General features: G+C 44.7%; 26 protein-coding genes. 20 read left to right on the top strand and 6 right to left on the bottom strand.

The genetic code is table 11. The features are described 5' to 3' along the window. Nucleotides 1–33: 33 nt before the first annotated feature. A complete protein-coding gene (brnQ, locus tag ACY3LV_RS10225) occupies nucleotides 34–1,368 on the bottom strand; it encodes a branched-chain amino acid transport system II carrier protein (RefSeq protein WP_148962345.1) in 1,335 nt (444 codons plus the stop codon). Between the two features lie 201 nt (nucleotides 1,369–1,569). Here brnQ and ACY3LV_RS10230 point away from each other — a divergent pair, with 201 nt between their 5' ends. From ACY3LV_RS10230 to ACY3LV_RS10250, 5 genes are all read left to right on the top strand, one after another. Beyond that, on the top strand, nucleotides 1,570–2,715 hold the full coding sequence (locus ACY3LV_RS10230) for a cysteine desulfurase family protein (protein WP_333517324.1): 1,146 nt from the start codon (nucleotides 1,570–1,572) through the stop codon (nucleotides 2,713–2,715). Nucleotides 2,716–2,718: 3 nt separating this feature from the next. Further along, nucleotides 2,719–3,924: a tRNA uracil 4-sulfurtransferase ThiI gene (gene thiI / locus ACY3LV_RS10235; protein ID WP_148962343.1), complete on the top strand. Its 1,206-nt coding sequence runs from the start codon at nucleotides 2,719–2,721 to the stop codon at nucleotides 3,922–3,924. Nucleotides 3,925–4,015: 91 nt separating this feature from the next. Further along, complete coding sequence (locus ACY3LV_RS10240) at nucleotides 4,016–4,231, top strand: alpha/beta-type small acid-soluble spore protein (protein WP_010329658.1); 216 nt, start codon at nucleotides 4,016–4,018, stop codon at nucleotides 4,229–4,231. A 179-nt stretch (nucleotides 4,232–4,410) separates the two neighbouring features. Next, nucleotides 4,411–6,000: an acyl-CoA synthetase MbcS gene (gene mbcS / locus ACY3LV_RS10245; RefSeq protein WP_464863732.1), complete on the top strand. Its 1,590-nt coding sequence runs from the start codon at nucleotides 4,411–4,413 to the stop codon at nucleotides 5,998–6,000. Nucleotides 6,001–6,020: 20 nt separating this feature from the next. After that, nucleotides 6,021–7,610 carry an amidohydrolase gene (locus ACY3LV_RS10250; RefSeq protein WP_464863733.1) on the top strand — a complete coding sequence of 530 codons (1,590 nt, stop codon included), beginning with the start codon at nucleotides 6,021–6,023 and terminating at the stop codon, nucleotides 7,608–7,610. A 32-nt stretch (nucleotides 7,611–7,642) separates the two neighbouring features. Here ACY3LV_RS10250 and ACY3LV_RS10255 read toward each other — a convergent pair whose 3' ends face one another. Further along, nucleotides 7,643–8,446: an NAD kinase gene (locus ACY3LV_RS10255; RefSeq protein WP_464863734.1), complete on the bottom strand. Its 804-nt coding sequence runs from the start codon at nucleotides 8,444–8,446 to the stop codon at nucleotides 7,643–7,645. Between the two features lie 187 nt (nucleotides 8,447–8,633). On the opposite strand from ACY3LV_RS10255, the gene sppA reads away from it, so the two are divergent. The 14 genes from sppA (at nucleotide 8,634) to ACY3LV_RS10325 (ending at nucleotide 21,218) form a co-directional block, all read left to right on the top strand. Next, a complete protein-coding gene (gene sppA, locus ACY3LV_RS10260) occupies nucleotides 8,634–9,641 on the top strand; it encodes a signal peptide peptidase SppA (protein ID WP_464863735.1) in 1,008 nt (335 codons plus the stop codon). A gap of 12 nt (nucleotides 9,642–9,653) precedes the next feature. Next, nucleotides 9,654–10,148, top strand: a complete 495-nt coding sequence (locus ACY3LV_RS10265; protein ID WP_148962338.1) for an RDD family protein — start codon at nucleotides 9,654–9,656, stop codon at nucleotides 10,146–10,148. 74 nt (nucleotides 10,149–10,222) lie between these two features. Next, a complete protein-coding gene (locus tag ACY3LV_RS10270) occupies nucleotides 10,223–10,903 on the top strand; it encodes a DUF2953 domain-containing protein (protein WP_148962337.1) in 681 nt (226 codons plus the stop codon). Nucleotides 10,904–10,916: 13 nt separating this feature from the next. Continuing rightward, the gene (gene ytfJ, locus ACY3LV_RS10275; protein WP_464863736.1) at nucleotides 10,917–11,390 is read left to right on the top strand and encodes a GerW family sporulation protein; all 474 of its coding nucleotides are present in this window, start codon (nucleotides 10,917–10,919) and stop codon (nucleotides 11,388–11,390) included. A gap of 110 nt (nucleotides 11,391–11,500) precedes the next feature. Then, nucleotides 11,501–12,004 carry a thiol peroxidase gene (gene tpx, locus ACY3LV_RS10280; RefSeq protein WP_087992442.1) on the top strand — a complete coding sequence of 168 codons (504 nt, stop codon included), beginning with the start codon at nucleotides 11,501–11,503 and terminating at the stop codon, nucleotides 12,002–12,004. 58 nt (nucleotides 12,005–12,062) lie between these two features. After that, nucleotides 12,063–13,049, top strand: a complete 987-nt coding sequence (locus ACY3LV_RS10285; protein ID WP_148962335.1) for a class I SAM-dependent methyltransferase — start codon at nucleotides 12,063–12,065, stop codon at nucleotides 13,047–13,049. 347 nt (nucleotides 13,050–13,396) lie between these two features. Further along, complete coding sequence (locus tag ACY3LV_RS10290) at nucleotides 13,397–14,584, top strand: acetate kinase (protein ID WP_087992440.1); 1,188 nt, start codon at nucleotides 13,397–13,399, stop codon at nucleotides 14,582–14,584. Nucleotides 14,585–14,667: 83 nt separating this feature from the next. Continuing rightward, nucleotides 14,668–15,180 carry a MogA/MoaB family molybdenum cofactor biosynthesis protein gene (locus ACY3LV_RS10295; protein ID WP_464863737.1) on the top strand — a complete coding sequence of 171 codons (513 nt, stop codon included), beginning with the start codon at nucleotides 14,668–14,670 and terminating at the stop codon, nucleotides 15,178–15,180. 170 nt (nucleotides 15,181–15,350) lie between these two features. Beyond that, on the top strand, nucleotides 15,351–16,562 hold the full coding sequence (locus ACY3LV_RS10300) for an argininosuccinate synthase (protein WP_148962333.1): 1,212 nt from the start codon (nucleotides 15,351–15,353) through the stop codon (nucleotides 16,560–16,562). Then, the gene (gene argH / locus ACY3LV_RS10305; protein WP_464863738.1) at nucleotides 16,559–17,944 is read left to right on the top strand and encodes an argininosuccinate lyase; all 1,386 of its coding nucleotides are present in this window, start codon (nucleotides 16,559–16,561) and stop codon (nucleotides 17,942–17,944) included. Before ACY3LV_RS10300 ends, argH begins: the two co-directional genes overlap by 4 nt. Before the next feature lie 61 nt (nucleotides 17,945–18,005). Next, nucleotides 18,006–18,140 carry a hypothetical protein gene (locus ACY3LV_RS10310; RefSeq protein WP_289349201.1) on the top strand — a complete coding sequence of 45 codons (135 nt, stop codon included), beginning with the start codon at nucleotides 18,006–18,008 and terminating at the stop codon, nucleotides 18,138–18,140. A 126-nt stretch (nucleotides 18,141–18,266) separates the two neighbouring features. After that, nucleotides 18,267–19,034: an SDR family oxidoreductase gene (locus ACY3LV_RS10315; RefSeq protein WP_148962330.1), complete on the top strand. Its 768-nt coding sequence runs from the start codon at nucleotides 18,267–18,269 to the stop codon at nucleotides 19,032–19,034. Between the two features lie 61 nt (nucleotides 19,035–19,095). Next, the gene (locus ACY3LV_RS10320; protein WP_333517310.1) at nucleotides 19,096–19,779 is read left to right on the top strand and encodes a metal-dependent hydrolase; all 684 of its coding nucleotides are present in this window, start codon (nucleotides 19,096–19,098) and stop codon (nucleotides 19,777–19,779) included. A gap of 119 nt (nucleotides 19,780–19,898) precedes the next feature. Beyond that, nucleotides 19,899–21,218, top strand: coding sequence for a CBS domain-containing protein (locus tag ACY3LV_RS10325; protein ID WP_148962328.1), 1,320 nt, complete (start codon nucleotides 19,899–19,901; stop codon nucleotides 21,216–21,218). 18 nt (nucleotides 21,219–21,236) lie between these two features. Here the strand turns inward: ACY3LV_RS10325 and ACY3LV_RS10330 are convergent, their stop codons facing one another. Further along, entirely contained in the window at nucleotides 21,237–21,539 is a 303-nt protein-coding gene (locus ACY3LV_RS10330) for a YtpI family protein (RefSeq protein WP_087992433.1), read from the bottom strand. Nucleotides 21,540–21,669: 130 nt separating this feature from the next. Here ACY3LV_RS10330 and nrnA point away from each other — a divergent pair, with 130 nt between their 5' ends. Next, nucleotides 21,670–22,611, top strand: coding sequence for a bifunctional oligoribonuclease/PAP phosphatase NrnA (nrnA, locus tag ACY3LV_RS10335; RefSeq protein ID WP_148962327.1), 942 nt, complete (start codon nucleotides 21,670–21,672; stop codon nucleotides 22,609–22,611). A 92-nt stretch (nucleotides 22,612–22,703) separates the two neighbouring features. Here the strand turns inward: nrnA and ACY3LV_RS10340 are convergent, their stop codons facing one another. From ACY3LV_RS10340 to ytrH, 3 genes are all read right to left on the bottom strand, one after another. Continuing rightward, complete coding sequence (locus tag ACY3LV_RS10340) at nucleotides 22,704–22,895, bottom strand: hypothetical protein (RefSeq protein WP_087992431.1); 192 nt, start codon at nucleotides 22,893–22,895, stop codon at nucleotides 22,704–22,706. Between the two features lie 103 nt (nucleotides 22,896–22,998). Beyond that, a complete protein-coding gene (gene ytrI / locus ACY3LV_RS10345; protein ID WP_141113413.1) occupies nucleotides 22,999–23,502 on the bottom strand; it encodes a sporulation membrane protein YtrI in 504 nt (167 codons plus the stop codon). Next, nucleotides 23,499–23,840, bottom strand: coding sequence for a sporulation membrane protein YtrH (ytrH, locus tag ACY3LV_RS10350; protein ID WP_024122464.1), 342 nt, complete (start codon nucleotides 23,838–23,840; stop codon nucleotides 23,499–23,501). Before ytrH ends, ytrI begins: the two co-directional genes overlap by 4 nt. Nucleotides 23,841–23,978 lie beyond the last annotated feature (138 nt).

The raw sequence follows: 23,978 nt of genomic DNA on the forward strand, positions 1-23,978 counted from the left end.
TGGATTTAGATCCAAAAAGGCTTTTCGTTTTTACTAGTTGATATCAGCTGGTTTTTTATTCGAACTGATAAGAGAAATCAGATAACCGGCAATGCCTCCAATGATAGCAGGGATGACCCAGCCGAATCCTAAGCTGTAAAGCGGCAGCGTATTGCTGAGAACTTTATTTAAAGAACCGAGCGGAATGCTTGCGGCATTCAGGCCGTCGATAATACTGAAAATACCAGTGGCGATTAAACAAAGAGTATATACTTCACGTCTGCCTTTAAATAATTTTTCAATAAACGAAAGCAAAATGATAACAATTGCTAATGGATAAATAGCTGATAAAATAGGAACTGAGAATAAAATGATATTTGACAGCCCAAAGTTAGAAATAATAAAGCTGAACACAGTGACAATCGTTACAACGGTTTTATAAGATAATGAAGGAATCAGCTTTGAGAAATAATTTCCGCATGAAGAGACAAGGCCGATGCTTGTTGTCAAGCACGCGAATAGGATAGCGACACCTAAAATGATATTTCCCAAAGACCCGAACAGGTGCTGTGATGATGCTGATAAAATTTTGCTTCCCGCACCAAGCAGACCGATAGATTCTGTGCTTGTTGCCCCTAAATATGCGAGTGAAACGTAAACAAGACCGAGTCCTGCTGCTGCAACAAGTCCCGCTTTAATACATACGGAAGCAACTGATTTACGATTGGTGATGCCTCTGTCCTTAACGGCATTAACAACGACAATTCCGAACACGATAGAAGCAAGTGCATCCATTGTTTTATAGCCTTCTAAAAATCCTTTAAACAATGATCCGGAAACATACGCTTCATGCGGTGACTGAATGTCCCCCATCGGCGTCACGATGCTTTTGATGACTAAAATGGCGATAACAGCAAGTAAAATAGGTGTTAATACCTTGCCGATCCGGTCAACAAGCTTTGTAGGGTTTAAAGCTAGGTAGTACGTAATAGCAAAGAAAATGAGCGTAAACAGAAGAAGTGTGAGCCATGACGGCATGCCGTCTACAAAAGGTACAGCCGCAATTTCATAAGAAACAGTGCCCGTTCGCGGAATCGCAAAAAGCGGTCCGATTGTTAAATAAAGAACAACTGTAAAAATAGTTCCAAAGACCGGATGTGCTTTATCAGCAAGGCCTTTGGCATCCGTACCTGTTAATGCAACAGCGACAACACCTAAAAGCGGCAGGCCGACACCCGTCACGAGAAATCCTGCCATCGCTTTCCAAACATTTTCGCCGGCCGCTTGTCCAAGTTCCGGCGGAAATATCATATTTCCTGCGCCAAAGAACAAAGCAAAGAGCATAAGCCCGATGGCGATCGTTTCCTTGGCTGATAGTGTTGATTTCATAACGTATGAATCCTCCTAATTTCACTATGGTAGAATATTCTGTCAATTAATTGTCAGATAATATGACGAAAGTAACAAATTTAATTATAGGTGAATGTATGAAGAAGTCAATAGTAATTTTATTTACTTTTTCAGCACTAATTTGTTATGGTAACATATAAAATTAGTTTTGTATCGCTTTCATATTAAAGGAGTAAAAAGATGTTATATTTAGACAATAGTTCAACGACTAAACCTTACGATGAAGTCTTGAATACATATGAACAAACAAGCAGACGATATTTTGGAAATCCTTCATCTTTGCACCGGTATGGAGCTGAAACGGAACAGCTGCTTCAGGCAGCTAAACATCAGATAAAAAGGGCCTTAGGTCTAAAGAATTATGATATTGTATTTGCGTCAGGCGCTACAGAAGCTAATAATTTGGCTTTAAAAGGAGCCGCTTTGTCAAAAATAAAAGCAGGCAAACATATCATTGCCACTTCTATCGAGCATCCGTCTGTGGCGGAATCGTTAGAACAGCTGACAGAGTTATTCGGGTTTGACGTCACTTATCTTTCGGTGAATGAAGACGGATTTGTTTCAATTGAAGAACTGAAACAAGCCATCCGCCCGGATACCGTGCTTGTCAGCATGATGCATGTGAACAATGAAGTCGGTTCCGTGCAGCCGATTGAAGAAGCGGGGGAAGTGCTGAAAGAGCACCCGAACATTTTGTTCCACGTCGATTATGTGCAGGGCATCTATAAAGTACCTTTGGCCATTGAAAAGGCCGGCATTGATCTTTGTTCGATTTCCGGGCATAAATTTCACGGCCTGAAGGGGACAGGCGCGCTTATCGTAAAAGAAGGGACACGCCTTATTCCGCTGATAACGGGTGGCTCTCAGCAAAAAGGCATTCGGGCCGGGACGGAACATATTGCGGGTGCGGTTTCGCTTGCCAAAGCCATTAATCTTGCCGCTGCCGATTTTGAAACGCGGCTTGACACGATGACTGCCGCAAAAGAATGGTTTATGAAAAAGCTGAGTGAAACTGAAGGCGTCGTTGTCAACACGCCGCAAATAGATAGTGCGCCGCACATTATTAATTTCTCTGTTCCTGGGATTAAAGCAGAGGTGCTTTTACACATGCTCGAAGAACAGGATATATTCGTCTCAACAACATCGGCCTGCTCAGCAAAAGAACATAAGCCCAGCAAAGTTCTCTTACAGATGGGCAAGGGAGAGCAAATTGCCGGAAGCAGCATCAGAATCAGCTTAAACTACAGCCAGACAAGCGATGTGGCAGAACCGTTTATGAACGCGCTTCGTCCCGGCATCAAAAAATTAAAGAAAATGATGAGGTAGAACATGAATTACGATCATATATTAATTCGTTTTGGGGAAATATCAACCAAAGGCAAAAACAGAAAAAGCTTTATTGAGCGCTTAAAGCAAAACGTCAGACTCGTTCTGAAAGACTATCCGAACTTAAAATACTTTTCCAATCGTGACCGCATGACGATTACATTAAATGGAGAAGATCCGGAGGCTCTTTTTCCTCTTTTAAAGCAGGTGTTTGGCATTCAAAGCTTCAGCCTGGCGATTAAGTGTGACAGCCGCCTTGATGCTATTAAGGAAACTGCTCTCCATGCTATTAAGGATCAGTATCAGCCTGGTGATACGTTTAAAGTCGCAACGAAGAGAGCGTATAAACAATTTGAGTTAGATACAAACCAAATGAACGCTGAAATCGGCGGCCATATTTTGAGAAATACAGAAGGATTGACGGTCGATGTCCGCAACCCTGACATCCCGCTCAGAATCGAAATCAGGGAGGAAGCGACCTTTTTGACGATTCGCGATGAAAAAGGTGCAGGCGGCCTGCCAGTCGGTTCAGCAGGCAAAGCAATGCTGATGCTTTCCGGCGGTTTTGACAGCCCTGTGGCCGGTTTTTATGCGATGAAACGGGGACTGTCGGTAGAAGCTGTTCATTTCTTCAGCCCGCCATACACAAGCGAGCGCGCAAAACAAAAGGTAATGGATCTGGCAAAATGCCTGTCCCGTTTTGGAGGAAGCATGACGCTTCATATCGTTCCGTTTACAAAAACGCAAGAGCTCATCCAAAAACAAATTCCTGAGAACTACACAATGACGGCAACCCGCCGCCTCATGCTTCAAATTGCCGACAGAATTCGAGAAAAGAGAAACGGACTTGCCATCATTACAGGAGAAAGCCTCGGTCAGGTAGCGAGCCAAACGCTTGAAAGCATGTATGCGATAAACGCGGTGACGTCAACTCCGATTTTGCGTCCGTTGATCGGCATGGATAAAACAGACATCATCGAAAAGTCACGGGAAATCGGCACATATGAGACAAGCATTCAGCCGTTTGAAGACTGCTGCACGATCTTTACGCCGCCAAGCCCGAAAACACGTCCTAAAAAAGAAAAAATTGAACACTATGAAAGCTTTGTTGATTTTGAGCCGTATATCCAAGAAGCGGTTGAAAACATTGAGACAATGACGCTGTATAGCGAACAAGAAGCAAACGATAAATTCGCGGAACTCTTTTAAGCAGCCGCAGCTTCTGTCTGTAATTACCAAAGTTTTTCTGTATGAAGCCATGTGTTTTAACACATTCTATACTCACAAGGAGGTGAGACACATGGCACAAAACAGTCAAAACGGTAACAGCAGTAACCAACTCCTAGTACCAGGAGCTGCTCAAGCCATCGACCAAATGAAATTAGAAATCGCTTCTGAATTCGGTGTAAACCTTGGAGCAGACACAACTTCTCGCGCTAACGGTTCTGTTGGAGGAGAGATCACAAAACGTCTTGTTTCTTTTGCTCAACAAAACATGGGCGGAGGACAATTCTAATTTACAATTTCACATAATGGCTTAGGAGTGGGGTTTTCCCCCACTCTTTTTCGTTTTTATATATATAAAAGGACCAGCGACCTATAAAAACATATGTTTATCGAGCTGGTTTTTAGGCAAATCCTTACGGGAAGAGCCTGTATTTATGTATAATGGGAGGAGAAAGTGAGGAGTTGTTCGTGTTAAAACGAGAAGATTTAATTGCCCCTATGCAATATAATTTAGTGAATGAAATTGAAAAATTCAGTGCCGCTGGACAAAAAACCGCTCTTCTATGGGAGGATGAGTCTGGCAAGCAAGAATCTTGGTCATATGAAAAGCTGATGGAAGAAACAAATAAAATCGGAGCGGCTTTGGCTGACCTTGGATTTAAAAAAGGCGACAAGCTGATTGTAATGGTTCCGCGGGTGCTTGAAGCATATGCGGTTTATCTGGCTATCCTGAAATCAGGCATGGTTGTCATTCCGTGCTCCGAAATGCTTCGTGCGAAAGATCTTGAATACCGGATTGAACATGCAGAAGTGAAAGGCGCTATTGTCTATTCTGCGTTTATCGGCGCCTTCCGTGATGTCAGTACGGCTGACAAACTGATTAAGCTGTCTATTGGCGAAAACGAGGCCGGCTGGAAGAATCTCTTATCGATTGAAGCGGACGGAAGCCGATTCCAAACAGCTGACACAACAAGAGAAGATATGGCCTTCTTATCTTACACTTCCGGAACAACAGGTCAGCCTAAAGGTGTTGTACATACGCACGGTTGGGCATTTGCTCATTTAAAAACATCGGCCGGCGCTTGGCTTGATATTTCTGAAAAGGATACCGTCTGGGCAACTGCTGCACCAGGCTGGCAAAAGTGGGTATGGAGCCCGTTTTTAGCTGTGCTAGGCAGCGGAGCAACGGGTTTTGTGTACCAAGGCAGATTCAAAGCAGAAACATATCTAGAACTTTTAAGCCGCTACAAAATCAATGTCTTCTGCTGTACGCCGACGGAATACCGCTTAATGGCGAAGGTTGAAGGCTTGGACCGCTATGATCTTTCTGCCCTGCACAGTGCCGTTTCCGCAGGCGAACCGCTCAACCGTGAAGTCATTGATGTTTTTCAAAAGCACTTCGGCATTAAGGTGCGGGACGGATATGGCCAAACAGAAAGCACGCTTTTAGTCGGTGTCTTAAAAGACATGGATATTAAACCAGGAAGCATGGGAAAACCGACACCGGGAAATCAGGTGGAGATCATTAATGAAGCCGGTGAAATCTGTAAAACTGGTGAGGTTGGCGATATCGCTGTCCACCTCAGCACGCCGGCGCTCTTTAAAGAATATTACAAAGACCCGGAAAGAATGAAAACACAAATTCGCGGCGATTATTTCCTAACAGGAGACAGAGCAAAAAAAGATGAAGAAGGTTACTTTTGGTTTGAAAGCCGAAACGACGATATCATTATCAGCTCCGGCTACACGATCGGGCCCTTTGAAGTGGAAGACGCGCTCGTTAAGCACCCCGAAGTAAAAGAATGTGCTGTTGTGGCAAGCCCTGATGAAATCAGAGGTTCCATCGTTAAGGCGTATGTTGTCCTGCAGGATCACGAAAAACGCAGTGATGAGCTTGTCAAAATCCTGCAAAATCATGTGAAGACCATTACCGCTCCGTACAAATATCCTAGAGAAATTGAATTTGTGGAAAGCCTGCCGAAAACGGCTTCTGCAAAAATCAGACGAGTGGAATTAAGAAAACGTGAAGAACAGCTCAAAGCTAATAAAAAGGCGTAAAGAAAGAGAGTGGACGTGAAGTGAAGGCGATATGGCACGGCGGTTTCATTTATACGATGCTCGAAGAAGGCGACCGGACAGAGGCGGTTTATGTTGAGAATGGTGTCATAAAAGGCACCGGCAGCTTTGAGCGTCTGAAGAAAAAATACGGGTCCCCGGACACAGAAGAAATCAGCCTGAACGGGGCAGTGATGTTTCCCGGATTTGTCGACAGCCATTTACACTTGATCGGCCACGGCGAGAAACAGCTTCAGCTCGATCTGTCTGCGCTGACGTCGAAAGAAGCTGTTTTACAGGCTGTCAAGGAAAGAGAGCGGCAGTATCCTGAAGGCGATTGGCTCATTGGAGAAGGCTGGAATGAAAATCAATTTGAGACACCGGACTATATGACCAAGCATGATCTTGATCGTTTATTTCCGGACAGGCCCGTCTTGCTTAAGCGGGTATGCCGGCATGCGATAACTGTTAATTCTGCGGCTCTTCAAGCGGCGGGGATTTCAAGAAACACTTCTGACCCTGACGGCGGGGTCATCGTAAAAGATGCAAATGGAGAGCCGACCGGGCTTCTGTTTGATAAGGCGCAGGATCTGATTCTGAAGGCTGTCCCGCCAGTCTCCCAGCACTATGTTGATGAGGCGCTCACAGCTGCGATAGAGGATTGCTGGACAAAAGGCCTGACGGGCGGACATTCGGAAGACTTGTCCTATTATGGTGATGTTTCGGTGCCGATGAAAGCTTATGAGAAAACTGCCGCTAGCGGAAAGTATCCGTTTCGCTGTCATTTGCTCGTTCATCATGAAGCGGTCGATCGATGGGAGCAGCTGGAGAAGCCGTCGGGCCCGTATGTGGAATTCGGTGCCATGAAAATATTTGCTGACGGGGCGCTTGGCGGGAGAACGGCTTTATTAAAAGAACCATATCAGGACGATCCATCCACTAATGGTGTTCAGGTTCATGATGATGAAACCCTTGGCCGGCTTATTCGAAAAGCGAGAGAAAAAGGCATGGAGGTTGCCGTTCATGCGATCGGCGATCTTGCGTTTGAAAAAGTGTTGAACGCAATTGAAAAGCATCCGCCCCGAAACGGCCGGCATGATCGGCTGATTCATGCTCAAGTGCTCAATGACGAATTAATTGAAAAAGCGGCACGCATGCCGATCGCACTTGATATTCAGCCTCATTTCGTCACCAGTGATTTTCCTTGGGTCATTGACCGTCTCGGAAAAGGCAGGATGAAAAATGCCTTTGCATGGAAAACGCTGCTGTCCAAAGGCATTTTATGCGCGGGCGGCTCAGACGCCCCGATTGAGCCTGCTGACCCGCTTCTTGGCATCCAGTCCGCGGTGCTCCGAAAAAGCACCCATGAACAGAACGGGCCAAGCTATAATGAAAGCGAATGTTTGACGGTGTATGAAGCGATTGAGCTCTATACAGAAGGAAGCGCCGGGATCATTTATAAAGACAATTCACGCGGAAAAATTGCCGAGGGCTATGACGCGGATTTTACGGTTCTCAGCGATGATCCATTTGCAATTGACCCTGCACAGCTTCATCTTTTGGACATTAAAAAAACCGTGATCAACGGCCAGATTGTATATGAGAAGTCATAAAAGGACAGGCGGCAGCCTGTCCTTTTCATTTTCTATAAAAAAGTACGCTTCACTTTCTCCCAAAATGAATTGTCCTTTAGTTTGACTGTTTTGATTTTTTTGTCAGACAGTTTGATTTCGATCGTTTTCACGTTTCTCGTACTGAGTGCTTCATTGTCCAAACCGATGATCGGGTGCTCATTGCCGTCTTGCATTACACGAAGGGTCAGCTTTCGGTCAGAGCTGAGGACAAATGGCGAGCCGAGTGTCCGATAGGTGTTATTGTTAAGGGATGCAAGCTCAGATACCTGTATGCATGGAAGCAGCGGGTCAACAACTGCTCCTGCGACAGACTTGTTATATGCGGTGCTGCCTGTCGGCGTTGAGATGATCATTCCGTCTCCTCTAAACGTTTCAAAGTGCAGATCATCAATCAGCACGTCCATCACAAAGGTTTTAATAATGCTTGAACGGATGGAAACCTCGTTTAAGCAGTGAAAAGGCCTGGCGTTATCCACTGTCACTTCAATCAGCGGATATTTTCTGACTTCTATTTGTTCAAACGTCATTGCATCGACCATTTTCCCATGATCATCACTATGAAAGTCGCAATATAAATGAGCTTTCCCCTTTTTGGTAATGCCGACGTACAAGCAATCGTCACGGAAATTCGTTTTTCTGACTGCTTGCAAAAATGTGCCGTCCCCGCCAATGCTTGCGATAATATTGGCGTCTGAGGGCTGATTCACAACCGTAAATCCATGCTCTTCAGCCAATTGTGTTAACGTGCTGGCTTGTTCGTTTGTTTTCTGATCCTGTTTGTGAAAAAAATAAACATTACGGCGTTGATCGGTCATATCCCATTTCCCCTTTAGCTGTCATATTTAAGTTTTTCTGTCATTTAGTATTTGTGATAAAATACCTTTGGCCATAAGTGTACCATGTTTGGCGGCAGCCCGTTAAGCCAGAGCTTTCTCATTAATTGAAACATTTTTGATATTGAATCGTATTATGAGAGAGTTTGGGAAAAAGGAGGAGAAAAAAATGAATGCAAAAAGATGGATCGCATTAGTGATTGCCCTGGGGATTTTCGGCGTTTCCATCATCGTCAGTATCTCAATGAGTTTCTTTGAAAGCGTCAAAAGCGCTCAAACGGATCTCTCATCACTGACGGATGAATCGCAGGAAAAGACGCTGGAAAACGGCAGTCTCTCAAGTAAAATTGCCGTATTGGAGGTCAGCGGCACCATTCAGGATAATGGGGATTCAAGCAGTCTGCTCGGATCAGGTGGATATAACCACAGAACGTTCTTAAAAAACCTTGAGCGTGCAAAAGATGACCAGACAGTTAAAGGCATTGTTCTGAAAGTGAATTCTCCGGGCGGCGGAGTATATGAAAGTGCTGAAATACATAAGAAGCTGGAAGAGATCAAGAAAGAAACAAAAAAACCGATTTACGTGTCAATGGGATCGATGGCAGCATCCGGCGGCTATTACATCTCGACGGCGGCTGATAAGATTTTTGCGACCCCGGAAACCTTAACTGGGTCACTCGGCGTCATTATGGAAAGTGTTAATTATTCAAAGCTTGCTGATAAGCTCGGAATTTCTTTTGAAACGATTAAGAGCGGGGCCCATAAGGATATTATGTCTCCTTCCCGTGAGATGACGAAAGATGAAAAGAACATCATGCAATCTATGGTTGATAATTCTTATGAAGGATTTGTTGATGTCATTTCTGAAGGCCGCGGCATGTCGAAAGCGGAGGTAAAGAAAATTGCGGACGGACGTGTGTATGACGGACGGCAGGCGAAAAAACTGAAGCTCGTTGATGAACTTGGTTTTTATGACGATACCATTTCAGCGATGAAAAAGGAACATAAGGATTTAAAAAACGCCTCTGTCATTTCTTACGAGGAAAGCTTAGGATTAGGCTCGCTGTTTTCCATGGGCGCCAACAAAATGTTTAAGAGTGAAATCGATTTTCTTAATATGAGAGAAATTCTTTCACAATCCGGTTCGCCGAGAATGATGTATCTCTATGCGAAGTAGGAGGGATCAATAATGGATGTGACATATGAAGAGTTTGAGCGCAATGACATCAAAGGCCCGCAAGAAGCGGAGCAGCTGACACATGCTTATGCGGGCTTTTGGGTTCGTTTCTGGGCTTTCCTGCTTGATTGGCTCGTTGTATGGGGATTAAACCATTTACTTGTTTCTCCCCTCTTTACCGTATTGGATCTGCCGAAAACATCCGGCATGTTTACCTTTTCGGCCTACAGTGTGACTACGCTTGTAGTGTATCTTGCCTATTTTGCCCTGATGACAAAGTTCTTCAGGCAGACGCTTGGAAAAATGGTGTTCGGCCTCAAAGTGGTTTCTGTGAAGCCGGACCATAAGCTGACATGGAGTACAGTGATTTTTCGTGAAGTAGTCGGACGGTATATTGATAAGATTTGGATTTTATATATCGTCGTTGCTTTTTCACCTGCAAAACAGGGGATTCATGACTACATCGCGGACACGACTGTGGTGCATGAAAAACTATATCGCAAATAACCGATAAACCCGGACCTCGTCCGGGTTTATTTTTTTCTGAATTGGCGATAATGCTCCTAGAGGAAGTGAAGAATATGGTATATGTGCTGACAGCCATTCTTATTCTTATAGGTATCGTGCTGCTTCTCAGAATGAAAGTACATGTTGCGGTCGAGTATCTTCATGCCGAGGATAACGACAAACTGACCTTGAAGATTACAACGCTGTTTGGCCTGATCCGGGTCAAAAAATCAATCCCGTCCATTAAGGTGAACAAAGCTGACGGAACAGTTGATATCAAACAAAAATCAAAATCCAAAGTGAAAGAAAGCAGCAGCAAGCAAAAAATCACATTTGATGATGTGCAGCAAAGTATTCATAAAATCGAAATGCTTCTGCATCAGGTCAAAAATTTACGGAAAATCAACGCGACTTTTCTGGCTCATTTACATATCACAAAACTCGAATGGGTTACAATCGTCGGAATTCATGACGCAGCAGTAACAGGCGTGTTAACAGGCGCTGTATGGGGTGTGAAAGGCGGTATCGCTGCGATGCTGTATGAGCATCTGGATTTTGTGGAGAAACCCGTCTATGAAGTGATTCCGTCGTTTCAAGTCCCTGTCTCCAAGACCCATTTTCAGTGTATATTCTTTTTTCGCTTTGGACATGCTATGCTTGCAGCTTTCAAATTCGTCAAATACGGACGGGAGTTATCAGCATTAAAGAAGAATCCGTCGTCTCGAATGACTTCAAAGAATGATTCATCAGTTTAAGGAGGAAGCGTATATGGCAGACCATCCCATTCAAGGTTTAATGAAAACCGCAATGGAAAACTTGAAGGAAATGATTGATGTTAACACCATCATCGGAGACCCGGTGGAAACGCCGGATGGAAGCGTGATTTTAACGGTCTCTAAAGTTGGATTCGGATTCGCTGCAGGCGGAAGTGAGTTTGGCGGTAAGCCGGCAGAAAAGAAATCCGGAGACGATGAGACAAGAGAACAAAAACTCCCTTTCGGAGGCGGAAGCGGAGGCGGTGTGTCCATTACACCGATCGCGTTTTTAATTGTCGGATCGACCGGCATCAGAATGCTTCATTTAGATGAAAACACTCATTTGATCGAGAAAATTTTAGACGCAGCTCCTCAAACACTAGAGCGCATCCAGCAAATGTTTAAGAAAAACAACAAGAATCAAGGTCAAGGCCAAAATCAAAACCAAAACCAAAACCCAAATCAAATGAACAATATGAACTATTAAAGAAGGGTTAACTGCGGCCGCCGCAGTTAACTTTTTTTTTGGCATAAACTTTGCAGTTTGCAGGAAACTTTACTATGATAGAGACATACATACAAAAGGGAGGAATTATAATGGCTGAAATTACATTTAAAGGCGGTCCGGTTACACTTGTCGGACAAGAAGTGAAAGTAGGGGATCAAGCTCCTGATTTCACAGTGCTGACTAACAGCCTTGAAGAAAAATCGTTAGCTGATATGAAAGGAAAGGTAACGATTATTTCTGTTATCCCTTCAATTGACACAGGTGTTTGTGATGCGCAAACACGCCGTTTTAACGAAGAAGCAGCAAAGCTTGGAGATGTCAACGTCTACACAATTAGTGCAGACCTTCCATTTGCACAAGCTCGCTGGTGCGGCGCTAACGGAATTGACAAAGTAGAAACGCTGTCTGACCACAGAGACATGTCATTTGGCGAAGCGTTCGGTGTGTATATTAAAGAACTTCGTCTGCTTGCGCGTTCCGTATTTGTCCTTGATGAGAATGGAAAAGTCGTTTACGCAGAATATGTAAGTGAAGCAACAAACCACCCGAACTATGAAGAGCCAATCGAGGCTGCCAAGGCATTAGTGAAGTAAGCAGGGAAGAAGCTCCAGGCTGCCGCCGGAGCTTTTTTTATGGCAAGGAGGAACACATATGCAAAAAGACCATGTGGGCGCGGTGTACGAGCTGTTAGACGAAGCCGCGATCATCATAAAGAATGAATTGCAAATTTCATATATAGAGGCGCTGGCTGAAGCGGGGGAAATGTATTTTCTTGAAAAAACGGATCAGCTGAAACTGTCTGATGAGAAAACCGAACAGCTTCAGGTTCTGCTTGAAAAAGCGGAATTCGGCACATATGAGCACGAGTGGGTGCGCAAAGCTTTTCAGCTGTCTGTCCTGAAAGGCCTGAAAGATATCTCTCATCCGAACAGACAGATGACGCCGGACACGATCGGGCTTTTCATCAGTTATTTGGTGAATAAGTTTATGGCGGGTCAAAAGGAACTTACGGTCCTTGATCCGGCTGTCGGAACGGGAAACCTTCTGTTCACCGTGCTGAACCAGCTGTCTGAAAAAACGGCGAATAGCTTTGGCATTGAAATTGATGACGTACTGCTGAAGATCGCGTATGCCCAAGCGAACCTTTTGAAAAAAGAGCTTGAGCTGTTCCATCAGGACAGCCTTGAGCCGCTGTTTATCGATCCTGTTGACACGGTCATATGCGATCTGCCGGTCGGCTATTATCCGAATGACGAAGGAGCAGAAGCGTTTGAGCTCAAAGCGAACGAAGGCCATTCCTTCGCACATCATCTGTTTATAGAACAGAGCCTCAAACATACCAAACCGGGCGGCTATTTATTTTTTATGATCCCGAACCATTTGTTTGAGAGCTCCCAAAGCGACAAGCTGAAACAGTTTTTTAAAGAAAAGGTTCATATCAACGCCCTTTTGCAGCTGCCAAAGTCTATTTTTAAAGAAGAGGCTCATGCCAAAAGCATCCTTGTGCTCCAGAAAAAAGGAGAGGGGACGAAAACGCCGGGGCAAATTCTGCTTGCGAATCTTCCGTCTTTCTCCAATCAGAAGGCGATGCTTGATATGATGGCCCAAATAGATGCGTGGGTTGGAAAAGAAAAATAGATGTCGAATAGCAGCTTAGGCGGCCGTCATACGATGGATGCCTAAGCTGTTTTTATTGTGGCACTTGATGACCGGACGGGCGAATTGAATCAAGTTTTGAAACACAAAATATAGAAGGGAAAACCGCAATATGTAAGCGTTTGTCAATTCAAAACCTATAGGTGATATGTCTGAAAATAACGACTTCTCACTGTAAGCGTTATCAATATACAAGTTGACTTGAAATGCCGACATGACAATGTTTAAATGGAAAAGTCAGATATTTTTCGGAGAAGAAGATGATATTCACCGGGAAAAAAGTACGAAAAAAAGAAGTTGTTGATACAGAGTATAAAGGAGCGTCAATCATGTCCAAAATTATTGCAATTAACGCAGGAAGCTCGTCTTTGAAATTTCAGCTTTTCGAAATGCCTTCAGAAACGGTTTTAACGAAGGGTTTAGTTGAACGAATTGGTATCGCCGACAGCGTATTTACGATATCTGTAAACGGCGAAAAAAATACAGAAGTAACTGATATTCCGGATCATGCGGTAGCGGTTAAAATGCTGCTGAATAAGCTAACGGAATTCGGCATTATTAAAGATTTGAATGAAATTGACGGAATCGGCCACCGTGTCGTGCACGGCGGAGAAAAATTCAGCGATTCTGTCTTATTAAGTGATGAAACTATTCAGGAAATTGAAGATATTTCTGAATTGGCACCGCTTCACAACCCGGCGAATATCGTTGGAATTAAAGCGTTCAAAGAAGTGCTTCCAAATGTTCCTGCGGTTGCTGTTTTTGATACGGCATTCCACCAAACTATGCCTGAACAGTCTTACCTGTACAGCCTGCCTTATGAATACTATGAAAAATTCGGCATCCGTAAATACGGTTTCCATGGCACTTCACATAAATATGTGACTGAGCGTGCGGCAGAGCTTCTTGGCCGTCCGTTAAAAGACTTACGCCTGATTTCCTGCCACCTTGGAAACGGCGCTAGTATTGCTGCTGTTGAAGGCGGAAAATCAATTGATACATCTATGGGCTTTACGCCGCTTGCCGGTGTGGCAATGGGAACACGCTCTGGAAACATCGACCCTGCCCTGATCCCATACATCATGGAGAAAACAGGCCAGACAGCTGACGAAGTACTGAATACATTAAACAAAAAAAGCGGACTGCTCGGCATCTCCGGTTTCTCAAGCGATCTTCGTGACATCGTTGAAGCAACGAAAGAAGGAAATGAGCGTGCGGAAACGGCCCTTGAAGTCTTCGCGAGCAGAATCCACAAATACATCGGTTCTTACGCTGCAAGAATGAGCGGTGTGGATGCGATCATCTTTACTGCCGGTATCGGTGAAAACAGTGTGGAAGTCAGAGAGCGCGTTCTTCGCGGCTTAGAATTTATGGGCGTTTACTGGGATACTGCGCTTAATAACGTACGCGGCGAGGAAGCTTTCATTAGCTATCCGCATTCTCCAGTAAAAGTCATGATCATTCCGACTGATGAAGAAGTCATGATTGCGCGCGACGTTACTCGTTTAGCAAAATAAATCTTTTTTAAAGAGCACATTCACTTGAATGTGCTTTTTTGTTCATGCATGATAATGACAGAAAAAACAAAAGAGGTGAGCCGATGAGCGTTCAAGAGCATAAACAAGAAGCGCCTGATATTGTTCGGTGCAAAGTGATCACAGTCAGTGACACGAGGACGAAAGAAACGGATAAAAGCGGCAAGCTGATGATCTCATTTTTAGAAGAAGCCGGTCATCACATTGCTGCATATGAAATTGTAAAAGATGAAAAGGATGCTTTGCAGCGGGCTGTCCTTGCCAGCTGCATGGATGAACAGACAGACGCGGTACTCTTAAACGGAGGGACGGGCATAGCAAATCGGGACGTCACCATTGAAGCCATTTCGCCGCTGTTTTCAAAAGAACTGCCCGGCTTTGGAGAAATATTCAGAATGCTGAGCTATACAGAGGATATCGGCTCAGCCGCAATCCTGTCGAGAGCCACTGCCGGCGTTATCCAGCATACAGCTGTTTTCTCAACACCAGGCTCAAGCGGCGCGGTAAAGCTGGCAATGAATAAGCTGATTATTCCCGAACTTGCACATGTCGTCAGAGAAATCAGAAAAGACAAGTAAATGAATAAATAATAAGAAACTTCATCTGGAAATTCAGGTGAAGTTTTTTTAATAAAAGGCTTGAAAAAACGAAAAGTACTTGTTAAAGTGTATACATACAAAATGTATTTTTATTAAATATAATTTATTTTTATACAAAAACGAAACATGGCTGAGAGGGGATTTTTATCATGTCAGAACAGAAAAAAGTTGTATTAGCATACTCAGGAGGCCTTGATACCTCCGTTGCAATAAAATGGCTTCAGGAGCAAGGGTATAATGTGATCGCCTGCTGCCTGGACGTCGGTGAAGGCAAGGATTTGGCATTTGTTCAGCAGAAAGCGCTGGAAGTAGGCGCGACAAACTCCTACGTGATCGATGCAAAAGAAGAATTCGCACAGGACTACGCGCTTATCTCTTTGCAGGCTCATACGATGTATGAAGGAAAATATCCGCTCGTTTCCGCATTATCTCGACCGCTGATTGCGAAAAAACTGGTTGAGATCGCTGAAAAAGAAGATGCACAGGCAATTGCGCACGGATGCACAGGGAAAGGGAATGACCAGGTTCGTTTCGAGGTCTCTATTAAATCATTAAATCCTGATCTCGAAGTCATCGCGCCGGTTCGGGAATGGCAATGGTCACGTGAAGAAGAAATTGAATATGCGGCAAGCCGCGGCATTCCGATTCCGATCAATCTTGACAGCCCGTATTCTATCGACCAAAACCTATGGGGACGCGCAAACGAGTGCGGCATTTTAGAAGATCCATGGGCGGCTCCGCCTGAAGGTGCATACGATCTAACAGCTCCGCTGGAAAAAACGCCGGACACGCCGGAAGTGATTGAAATTGCGTTTGAGCAAGGCGTGCCTGTATCCATTGACGGCGTAGCCTACTCGCTTTCTGAACTGATTTTGAAGCTGAATGAAATGGCAGGCGCTCACGGTGTCGGACGTATCGACCACGTGGAAAACCGCCTTGTCGGCATTAAATCCCGTGAAGTATACGAATGCCCAGGTGCAATGACACTGATCAAAGCGCATAAAGAATTGGAAGATTTGACGCTGGTAAAAGAGGTAGCCCACTTTAAACCGATCATCGAGCAAAAAATGTCAGAAATCATTTACAACGGCTTATGGTTTTCTCCGTTAAAAGACGCGCTGCACGCTTTCTTAAAAGAAACGCAACAGCATGTCACAGGCATTGTCCGCGTCAAGCTGTTTAAAGGCCATGCGATTGTAGAAGGACGCAAATCAGAATACTCTCTATATGATGAAAAACTTGCAACATATACAAAAGACGATGCGTTTGATCACCATGCGGCAATCGGGTTTATCGAGCTTTGGGGACTTCCGACAAAAGTGAACAGCATCGTGAAAAAGAAGGAGCAGATGAAAGCATGAAAAAGCTTTGGGGAGGCCGATTCCAAAAAACACCGGAAAAATGGGTCGACGAGTTCGGCGCGTCCATATCATTTGACCAAAATTTAGTGACTGAAGACATTACTGGGTCTCTCGCACATGCTGCCATGCTGAAAAAATGCGGTATCCTTACAGCGGAAGAAGAGCTGAAAATCCGTGAGGGACTAAATACCCTTCTGCAAAAAGCAGAGGAGGGGGCATTGAAATTCTCAGTCGATTATGAGGACATTCATTTGAACATTGAGAAAATGCTTATTGACGAAATCGGCCCTCTCGGCGGCAAGCTGCATACCGGAAGAAGCCGGAATGATCAGGTGGCGACTGACATGCATTTATATTTGAAAAATCATGTCGATCACATCATTGAGCTGATTGAGGCGTTCCAAAACGCGCTGATCGAAAAGGCGGAAGCGAATGTCGAAACGATTCTGCCGGGCTACACACATTTGCAGCGCGCCCAGCCGATTTCATTCGCTCACCATTTGCTTGCGTATGTCTGGATGCTAGAGCGCGACAAGGAGCGCTTTCAGGATTCAATGAAGCGGATTAACAAATCTCCGCTTGGCTGCGGAGCGCTCGCGGGAACAACCTTCCCAATCGACCGTGACTATTCAGCAGAACTGCTCGGTTTTGATTCCATCTATGAAAACAGTCTGGACGGCGTCAGCGACAGAGATTTCATTTTGGAGTTTTTAAGCAACAGCAGTACGCTGATGATGCACCTATCCCGTTTCTCTGAAGAGATCATTCTCTGGTGCTCTCAGGAGTTTAAATTCATCGAGCTTGACGATACGTACGCAACGGGAAGCAGCATGATGCCGCAAAAGAAAAACCCTGATATGGCAGAGCTGATCCGCGGCAAAACGGGACGCGTATACGGCGATATGATGGGGCTGTTTACGATCATGAAAGGACTTCCGCTCGCTTACAACAAAGACCTACAGGAAGACAAAGAAGGCATGTTTGACACGGTGAAAACGGTCGAGGGCAGCCTGCAAATCTTCACTGGCATGATCGAAACAATGACTGTAAACAAAGAGAATATGAAGCAAGCGACAAAACAAGACTTTTCAAATGCGACAGAACTGGCCGATTATTTAGCGAAAAAAGGAATGCCGTTCAGAGAGGCGCATGAAGTGGTCGGGAAACTTGTGTACACATGCATCGAAAAAGGGATCTATTTAAGCAATATGCCGTTTTGCGATTTTCAGCAGGCGAGCCCGCTCTTTGAAGAAGATATTTACACTGTGTTAGACCCCTACCACGCAGTAGAAAAAAGAATGAGCGCCGGAGGCACCGGGTTCAAACAGGTAGAGCAGGCGCTTGAAAAAGCGAAAGCTTGCGTGGCAGCAGGCGTTTGTTAAAATTTCCTTCATAAAATCCCGTCATTATAGCCAACCTACTTCTATAATGATGGGAGGCAGGATGATGAAAAAAGAACCGGAACGCTATATTTATGATGATCAAGAAAGTCAGGAGACAACAAGGCTCATTTCAGAAGCATATCAAAGCGGTTATGTGGATATGTCTGATCAAGAACCTTCATCTTCTGAGGAATAAGCTGTCTGTACAGGCAGCTTTTTTTGTATGTCAAAGTGTAAAAAGTGATATTGAAGGCCTTTTATAGTAAAGTAGAAGAAGAAACACTTTATTGAAAGCGGCGACGTTGCTTTGGGAGGTATTCATGTGCGACATGCTTTAATTACTGCCGGTTCGAAGGGTTTAGGCCGCAAAGTGACTGAGACGTTGCTTGCAAAGGGGTATTCAGTAACAGTCAATTACAGGCGGGATGAGGAGGCTGTCAGCCGCCTGAAGGAAGCCTGTCCTGATTGTCTTGACCGGCTGCAATTTGTAAAAGGTGATGTCACCAAAAAAGAAGATCTGCGCCGTATTGCAGAGGCTGCCTTAAACCGCTTCGGAAGGATCGACTTTTTGATTAACAACGCGGGACCATACATATTTGAACGTAAAAAGTTAGCCGATTATACTGATAATGAATGGTACGGTATGCTGGAAGGGAATTTAAGCGCCGTCTTTCATTTATTCAAAGCGGTTATTCCGACCATGAGACAACAGCAGTTCGGACGCATCATCACGTACGGATTTCAAGGTGCGGCGCACGCGCCAGGCTGGCTTCACCGATCGGCATTTGGCGCTGCGAAAGTGGGTTTGGCTTCTTTAACGAAGACCATTGCCATTGAAGAAGCCGAATTCGGCATAACCGCCAACATGGTTTGCCCGGGAGATATTGTGGGCGATATGAAGGAAGCGTCAATAGAGGAAGCCAGAAAGCGAATTGGCAAAGAAAAAACGCCGATAGGAAGATCGGGCACAGGCGAGGATATCGCCCGGATTATCGCTTTCTTGTGTGAAGGGAACTCAGACCTTGTGACAGGGACTGTCATTGAAGCCACCGGAGGCCTCAATGTCATTAATAAGAATCAATCGACATAAGTTTTTCAGTTTCTTGAAAAGGGAAAATATAAAATCAACATAATGTGACGAGGTGAAAGAAATGAAAGTGACATATCACGGACATTCTGTTATCACAGTGGAAACGAAGGATCATCATATGATATTTGACCCGTTTTTGACAGGGAATTCGTTAACGGATCTAAAGCCGGAGGATGTAAAAGCAGACGTCATCTTATTGACGCACGGACACAATGATCATGTCGGCGACACAGAACAAATTGCCAAGCAAAACAACGCGCTGGTTGTAGCTCCGAACGAGCTCGCCGTGTACTTAGGCTGGAAAGGCTTGAATGTTCATCCAATGCACATCGGCGGATCCCGCCAGTTCGATTTTGGAAAAGTGAAGCTCACACAGGCTTTTCACGGATCAGCCATCACAGATGAAGAAAACAAAACGATCACTTACACAGGCATGCCAGCCGGTATTTTGCTGACTGTGGAAGATAAAACGATTTTCCACGCGGGCGATACGGCTCTTTTCTCTGATATGAAGCTGATTGGCGAATTGAATCATATTGACCTTGCCTTCCTTCCGATTGGCGATAACTTTACGATGGGGCCTGAAGACGCCAAGCTTGCCGCTGAATGGCTGCGGGCAAAACAGGTCGTGCCGGTTCATTACAATACATTCCCGGTCATCGAACAAGACCCTGAGGCATTCGCTGACAGCCTGCCGGGCGGAGTCGGTAAAGTCATGGCGGTCGGTGAGACGATCGAGCTTTAATCGGCTGAAAACATCTCCTGATTCATCAGGAGATGTTTTTTTATTTTTCCCGCTCATTGCGTACAAATCCTCCGAGCCCTTATAATAAAAGCAGAAGACTGTCCTTAGAGGTGAAAGGCTTGGCAACGAAGCATGAACAAATTTTAACGTATATTGATTCACTCCCTGTCGGTGAAAAAATTTCTGTGCGAAGAATTGCAAAGGAAATGAAAGTAAGCGAAGGGACCGCATACAGAGCGATCAAGGAAGCAGAGAATAAAGGGTTTGTCAGCACGATTGAACGTGTGGGCACAATCCGGATTGAGCAAAAGAAAAAAGAGAATATTGAAAAGCTTACCTATGCAGAGGTTGTAAATGTCATAGACGGACAGGTGCTCGGGGGCCGGGCCGGACTCCATAAGACATTAAATAAATTTGTCATCGGCGCGATGGAGCTGGACGCGATGATGCGATACACCGCAGCGGGGAATCTTCTGATTGTCGGAAACAGAATCAACGCGCACAGACAGGCGCTTGAAGCGGGCGCGGCTGTATTGGTGACAGGGGGCTTCAACACGGATGACAGTATTGTACAGCTGGCAGATGAGCTTGAGCTGCCGATTTTATCCACGAGCTATGACACCTTTACAGTAGCCGCAATGATTAACCGGGCGATTTATGACCAGCTGATCAAAAAAGAAATCGTTCTGGTGGAGGACATTCTAACGCCAGCTGACCGTACGGTATATCTTTCGCCTAAGGATAAACTTGAAAAATGGTATGAGAAAAACTTTGAAACGGGACACGGCCGGTTCCCAGTTGTCGACGATCAGATGAAAATCCACGGCATCTTGACATCGAAAGATATTGCCGGCCATGAGCGAAACGCATCCATCGAAAAGGTCATGACCAAAAATCCCGTCACGGTTATTGGAAAAACATCTGTCGCCTCGGCGGCGCAAATGATGGTATGGGAAGGGATTGAAGTGCTTCCCGTTACTGACGGCCACCAAAAACTGATCGGCATGATCAGCCGCCAAGACGTGTTAAAAGCCCTTCAAATGATTCAAAAGCAGCCGCAGGTCGGGGAAAAGCTTGATGATATCGTTTCAAGGGGATTTAAAGATGAGGATGATGATAAAGAGGGTCAAACGGTTTACGAGTATGAAGTCACGCCGCAGATGACAAACCAGCTCGGAACAATTTCTTATGGTGTGTTTACGACCATTTTGACGCAAGCGGCAAACCGGTTTTTGCGCTCGAAAAAACGCGGTGAACTCGTAATAGAAAGCATCACCATTTTCTTTTTGAAGCCTGTGCAGATGGAATCGGTCATCGAAGTCAAACCGCGCATTTTGGAGGCCGGCAGAAAGTTTGGAAAAATGGAAGTTGAAGTGCACAGCCAAGGCCATATCGTGTCTAAAGCGATGCTGATGGTTCAGCTGATGGAAAGAAGCTAAGGGACGTTCAGGCGCCCCTTACGCGTGATCTCTTTCAGCTTCTTTGGCGTGAAGGGGATTGTAATGCCTGTAGGCCTTATAACCTGCCCAAGCGCTTCCTGCTCCTATGACGATAAAGATACCGCCGATTACTAACGTTAATACTGAATGGAATAATATCATTTGGTTGAGCCCGTAGAACAGGACCAGTGACCCTAAGGCCATGCTTGATTTTGCCGAACAGATTTCTTTTTCCAAAGCTTGCTTTGTCCGTACGCCTTTTACTTTATAGTACACATAAAAGCAGGCTGAAAGCCCAATCAAAAAAACAAGAACCAGCATAAATGAAATCCTCCATCGTAAAAGTTTACAAACCCATTCTATACAAAAACGGGCTTGGTTTTGACGTTATTTTTCTTTTCCGTCGGCAGAGAATGTGATTTAATGAATAAAAACAATAAAGGAGTATCAAATGAAAACAGAATTAATCAGAACCATATCATTATATGACACGATTATCTTACATAGACATGTGCGTCCTGATCCGGATGCCTATGGATCTCAGTGCGGGCTTACGGAAATCCTGCGTGAAACGTATCCAGAAAAAAATATTTTCGCGGTCGGTACGCCTGAACCGTCCCTCTCTTTCCTATATTCCCTTGATGAGGTGGACAATGAAACATATGAAGGCGCACTGGTCATTGTCTGCGATACGGCAAATCAGGAAAGAGTCGACGATCAGCGTTATCCTTCAGGCGCCAAACTGATGAAAATCGACCATCATCCGAACGAAGATCCATACGGTGACCTTCTCTGGGTCGATACAAGCGCCAGCTCAGTAAGTGAAATGATTTACGAGCTGTATTTAGAAGGAAAAGAGCACGGCTGGAAGCTGAATACGAAAGCGGCAGAGCTGATCTATGCCGGCATAGTCGGAGATACCGGACGCTTCTTATTTCCGAATACAACGGAAAAAACATTAAAATATGCAGGCGAGCTCATTCAGTATCCATTCTCTTCCTCACAGTTGTTTAATCAATTGTATGAAACAAAACTGAATGTGGTGAAGCTTAACGGCTTTATCTTTCAAAATGTGTCATTGTCCGAAAACGGCGCCGCTTCTGTTTTCATCAAAAAGGATACGCTTGAAAAGTTCGGCACCACGGCTTCTGAAGCGTCACAGCTTGTCGGAACGCTCGGCAATATCTCAGGTATTCGCGCTTGGGTGTTTTTCGTAGAAGAAGATGATCAAATCAGAGTCAGATTCCGTTCGAAGGGTCCTGTCATTAACGGACTTGCCCGGAAGTATAACGGCGGAGGCCATCCGCTTGCTTCAGGCGCCTCTATTTACAGCTGGGATGAAGCTGATCGGATTTTAGCTGATCTGGAAACACTATGTAAAGAACACAAGTAGAGGGGAGACCCTCTCTCTTAGTGTTCATCTGTGACGGGGATGAACCAGCAGCCGAAATCAAAAGAACACAAGTAGAGGGGAGACCCTCTCTCTTAGTGTTCATCTGTGACGGGGATGAACCAGCAGCCGAAATCAGTAAGGTCCTCGTAGACTTGGAGATTGTGAAATTGAAGTTCTTTTTTTATGAGGGAAGCGAGTGAGTTTGTTTCGGCATATGCAGAAAAACCTTGTCTGAGCCGGGCTGCTTGATCTTTTGCTAACTGACGGTCACTGTAAACCTCCATTTCCCTTCCTCCTTCCTTTTGCCATTAAGCCTCTCACATATAGTTTATAAAAAAGAATGGGAAAAAGCGACAGAAGTTTAGAGAATTTAAAAAAAATCCATAATTACGCCGCAAATGATATTTCAAGTTCTACTGTCAGTCTCGTATAAATAATTAATTCTTTGACGGTTGCCTCGTATTTTTTTTCATTGATCATATAGACTTTATTTTCGATTGTCCGTTTTAAAAGATCCTTTGTTTGATAGACGCTCTCTATGTCTTTTGTAATCACCTCTGAAATATTATCCTTTACATGCTCCTCGAATTTCGTTTTATCCGGCTGTGATATTTTATATTTATCCCCATTCTGTAATTTAACGCTGACGCTTTGGATCAGCAGTTTTCTTTTATTATCTTCGTTCAGTTTATGGAGGTCTTCCTGATAGATTGAAATTTGATTGTTTAAGTCTTTGACATGCTCTTTTTGTTTTTCGATGAGGCTGACCTGCTCCTCTTGGAATGTACCGTAAGTAAACAGGAAAAAGAACCAGCTGATCACAGCTCCGCACATCATTCCCGCAAAAAAACGCTGCCACCCCGGTTTTTTGTAATGCTGTGGCACCCTCATGAAGAAATATGCTCCTGGGTCAGCCATGAAATAATAAGCCAGCCGCTTTGCGCCCCGCCCATGGCCGAGATAATGAGAAGAATCTGCTTGAATAAATCTCTCGTATTGCCTTCAAGAATGCCTCGTTCAAAGCTGTATACCGCATCGAATGTACCGCCGATAGCGGCGACCAGCGCCCATATTTTTAATCTGTTTGCAAGCTTTGTAATGACCGTAAGCGGGGCTTCGCCTGCCAAATATGCTCCGAGGCCTCCGATGAGTGCGCCTCCGATCAGCACCCCTAATGCGATAAAATAACTGTTGATGAAATTTACCATAAAACCAGCTTCCTGATCCATCTTGATCACCTCACCTTTTATATCATATTGAGCTTTCAGGACAAGTATGATGCCGACTCGAAAAAGAACATTTGTTTCTTTTGAAAACCCGACTTATAATGAAGAAAGAAACGGATCGTAATGGAGAAAGAGGTGATA

The sequence above is a fragment of the Bacillus sp. 11C genome (assembly GCF_055486375.1).

Excerpts from the sequence above, each read along its gene's own strand:
- brnQ (WP_148962345.1), bottom strand. The coding sequence starts at position 1,368 with ATGAAATCAACACTATCAGCCAAGGAAACGATCGCCATCGGGCTTATG.
- ACY3LV_RS10230 (WP_333517324.1), top strand. The coding sequence starts at position 1,570 with ATGTTATATTTAGACAATAGTTCAACGACTAAACCTTACGATGAAGTC.
- thiI (WP_148962343.1), top strand. The coding sequence starts at position 2,719 with ATGAATTACGATCATATATTAATTCGTTTTGGGGAAATATCAACCAAA.
- ACY3LV_RS10240 (WP_010329658.1), top strand. The coding sequence starts at position 4,016 with ATGGCACAAAACAGTCAAAACGGTAACAGCAGTAACCAACTCCTAGTA.
- ACY3LV_RS10255 (WP_464863734.1), bottom strand. The coding sequence starts at position 8,446 with ATGACCGATCAACGCCGTAATGTTTATTTTTTTCACAAACAGGATCAG.
- sppA (WP_464863735.1), top strand. The coding sequence starts at position 8,634 with ATGAATGCAAAAAGATGGATCGCATTAGTGATTGCCCTGGGGATTTTC.
- ACY3LV_RS10265 (WP_148962338.1), top strand. The coding sequence starts at position 9,654 with ATGGATGTGACATATGAAGAGTTTGAGCGCAATGACATCAAAGGCCCG.
- ACY3LV_RS10270 (WP_148962337.1), top strand. The coding sequence starts at position 10,223 with ATGGTATATGTGCTGACAGCCATTCTTATTCTTATAGGTATCGTGCTG.
- ytfJ (WP_464863736.1), top strand. The coding sequence starts at position 10,917 with ATGGCAGACCATCCCATTCAAGGTTTAATGAAAACCGCAATGGAAAAC.
- tpx (WP_087992442.1), top strand. The coding sequence starts at position 11,501 with ATGGCTGAAATTACATTTAAAGGCGGTCCGGTTACACTTGTCGGACAA.
- ACY3LV_RS10285 (WP_148962335.1), top strand. The coding sequence starts at position 12,063 with ATGCAAAAAGACCATGTGGGCGCGGTGTACGAGCTGTTAGACGAAGCC.
- ACY3LV_RS10290 (WP_087992440.1), top strand. The coding sequence starts at position 13,397 with ATGTCCAAAATTATTGCAATTAACGCAGGAAGCTCGTCTTTGAAATTT.
- ACY3LV_RS10295 (WP_464863737.1), top strand. The coding sequence starts at position 14,668 with ATGAGCGTTCAAGAGCATAAACAAGAAGCGCCTGATATTGTTCGGTGC.
- ACY3LV_RS10300 (WP_148962333.1), top strand. The coding sequence starts at position 15,351 with ATGTCAGAACAGAAAAAAGTTGTATTAGCATACTCAGGAGGCCTTGAT.
- argH (WP_464863738.1), top strand. The coding sequence starts at position 16,559 with ATGAAAAAGCTTTGGGGAGGCCGATTCCAAAAAACACCGGAAAAATGG.
- ACY3LV_RS10310 (WP_289349201.1), top strand. The coding sequence starts at position 18,006 with ATGATGAAAAAAGAACCGGAACGCTATATTTATGATGATCAAGAAAGT.
- ACY3LV_RS10320 (WP_333517310.1), top strand. The coding sequence starts at position 19,096 with ATGAAAGTGACATATCACGGACATTCTGTTATCACAGTGGAAACGAAG.
- ACY3LV_RS10330 (WP_087992433.1), bottom strand. The coding sequence starts at position 21,539 with ATGCTGGTTCTTGTTTTTTTGATTGGGCTTTCAGCCTGCTTTTATGTG.
- nrnA (WP_148962327.1), top strand. The coding sequence starts at position 21,670 with ATGAAAACAGAATTAATCAGAACCATATCATTATATGACACGATTATC.
- ACY3LV_RS10340 (WP_087992431.1), bottom strand. The coding sequence starts at position 22,895 with ATGGAGGTTTACAGTGACCGTCAGTTAGCAAAAGATCAAGCAGCCCGG.
- ytrI (WP_141113413.1), bottom strand. The coding sequence starts at position 23,502 with ATGAGGGTGCCACAGCATTACAAAAAACCGGGGTGGCAGCGTTTTTTT.
- ytrH (WP_024122464.1), bottom strand. The coding sequence starts at position 23,840 with ATGGATCAGGAAGCTGGTTTTATGGTAAATTTCATCAACAGTTATTTT.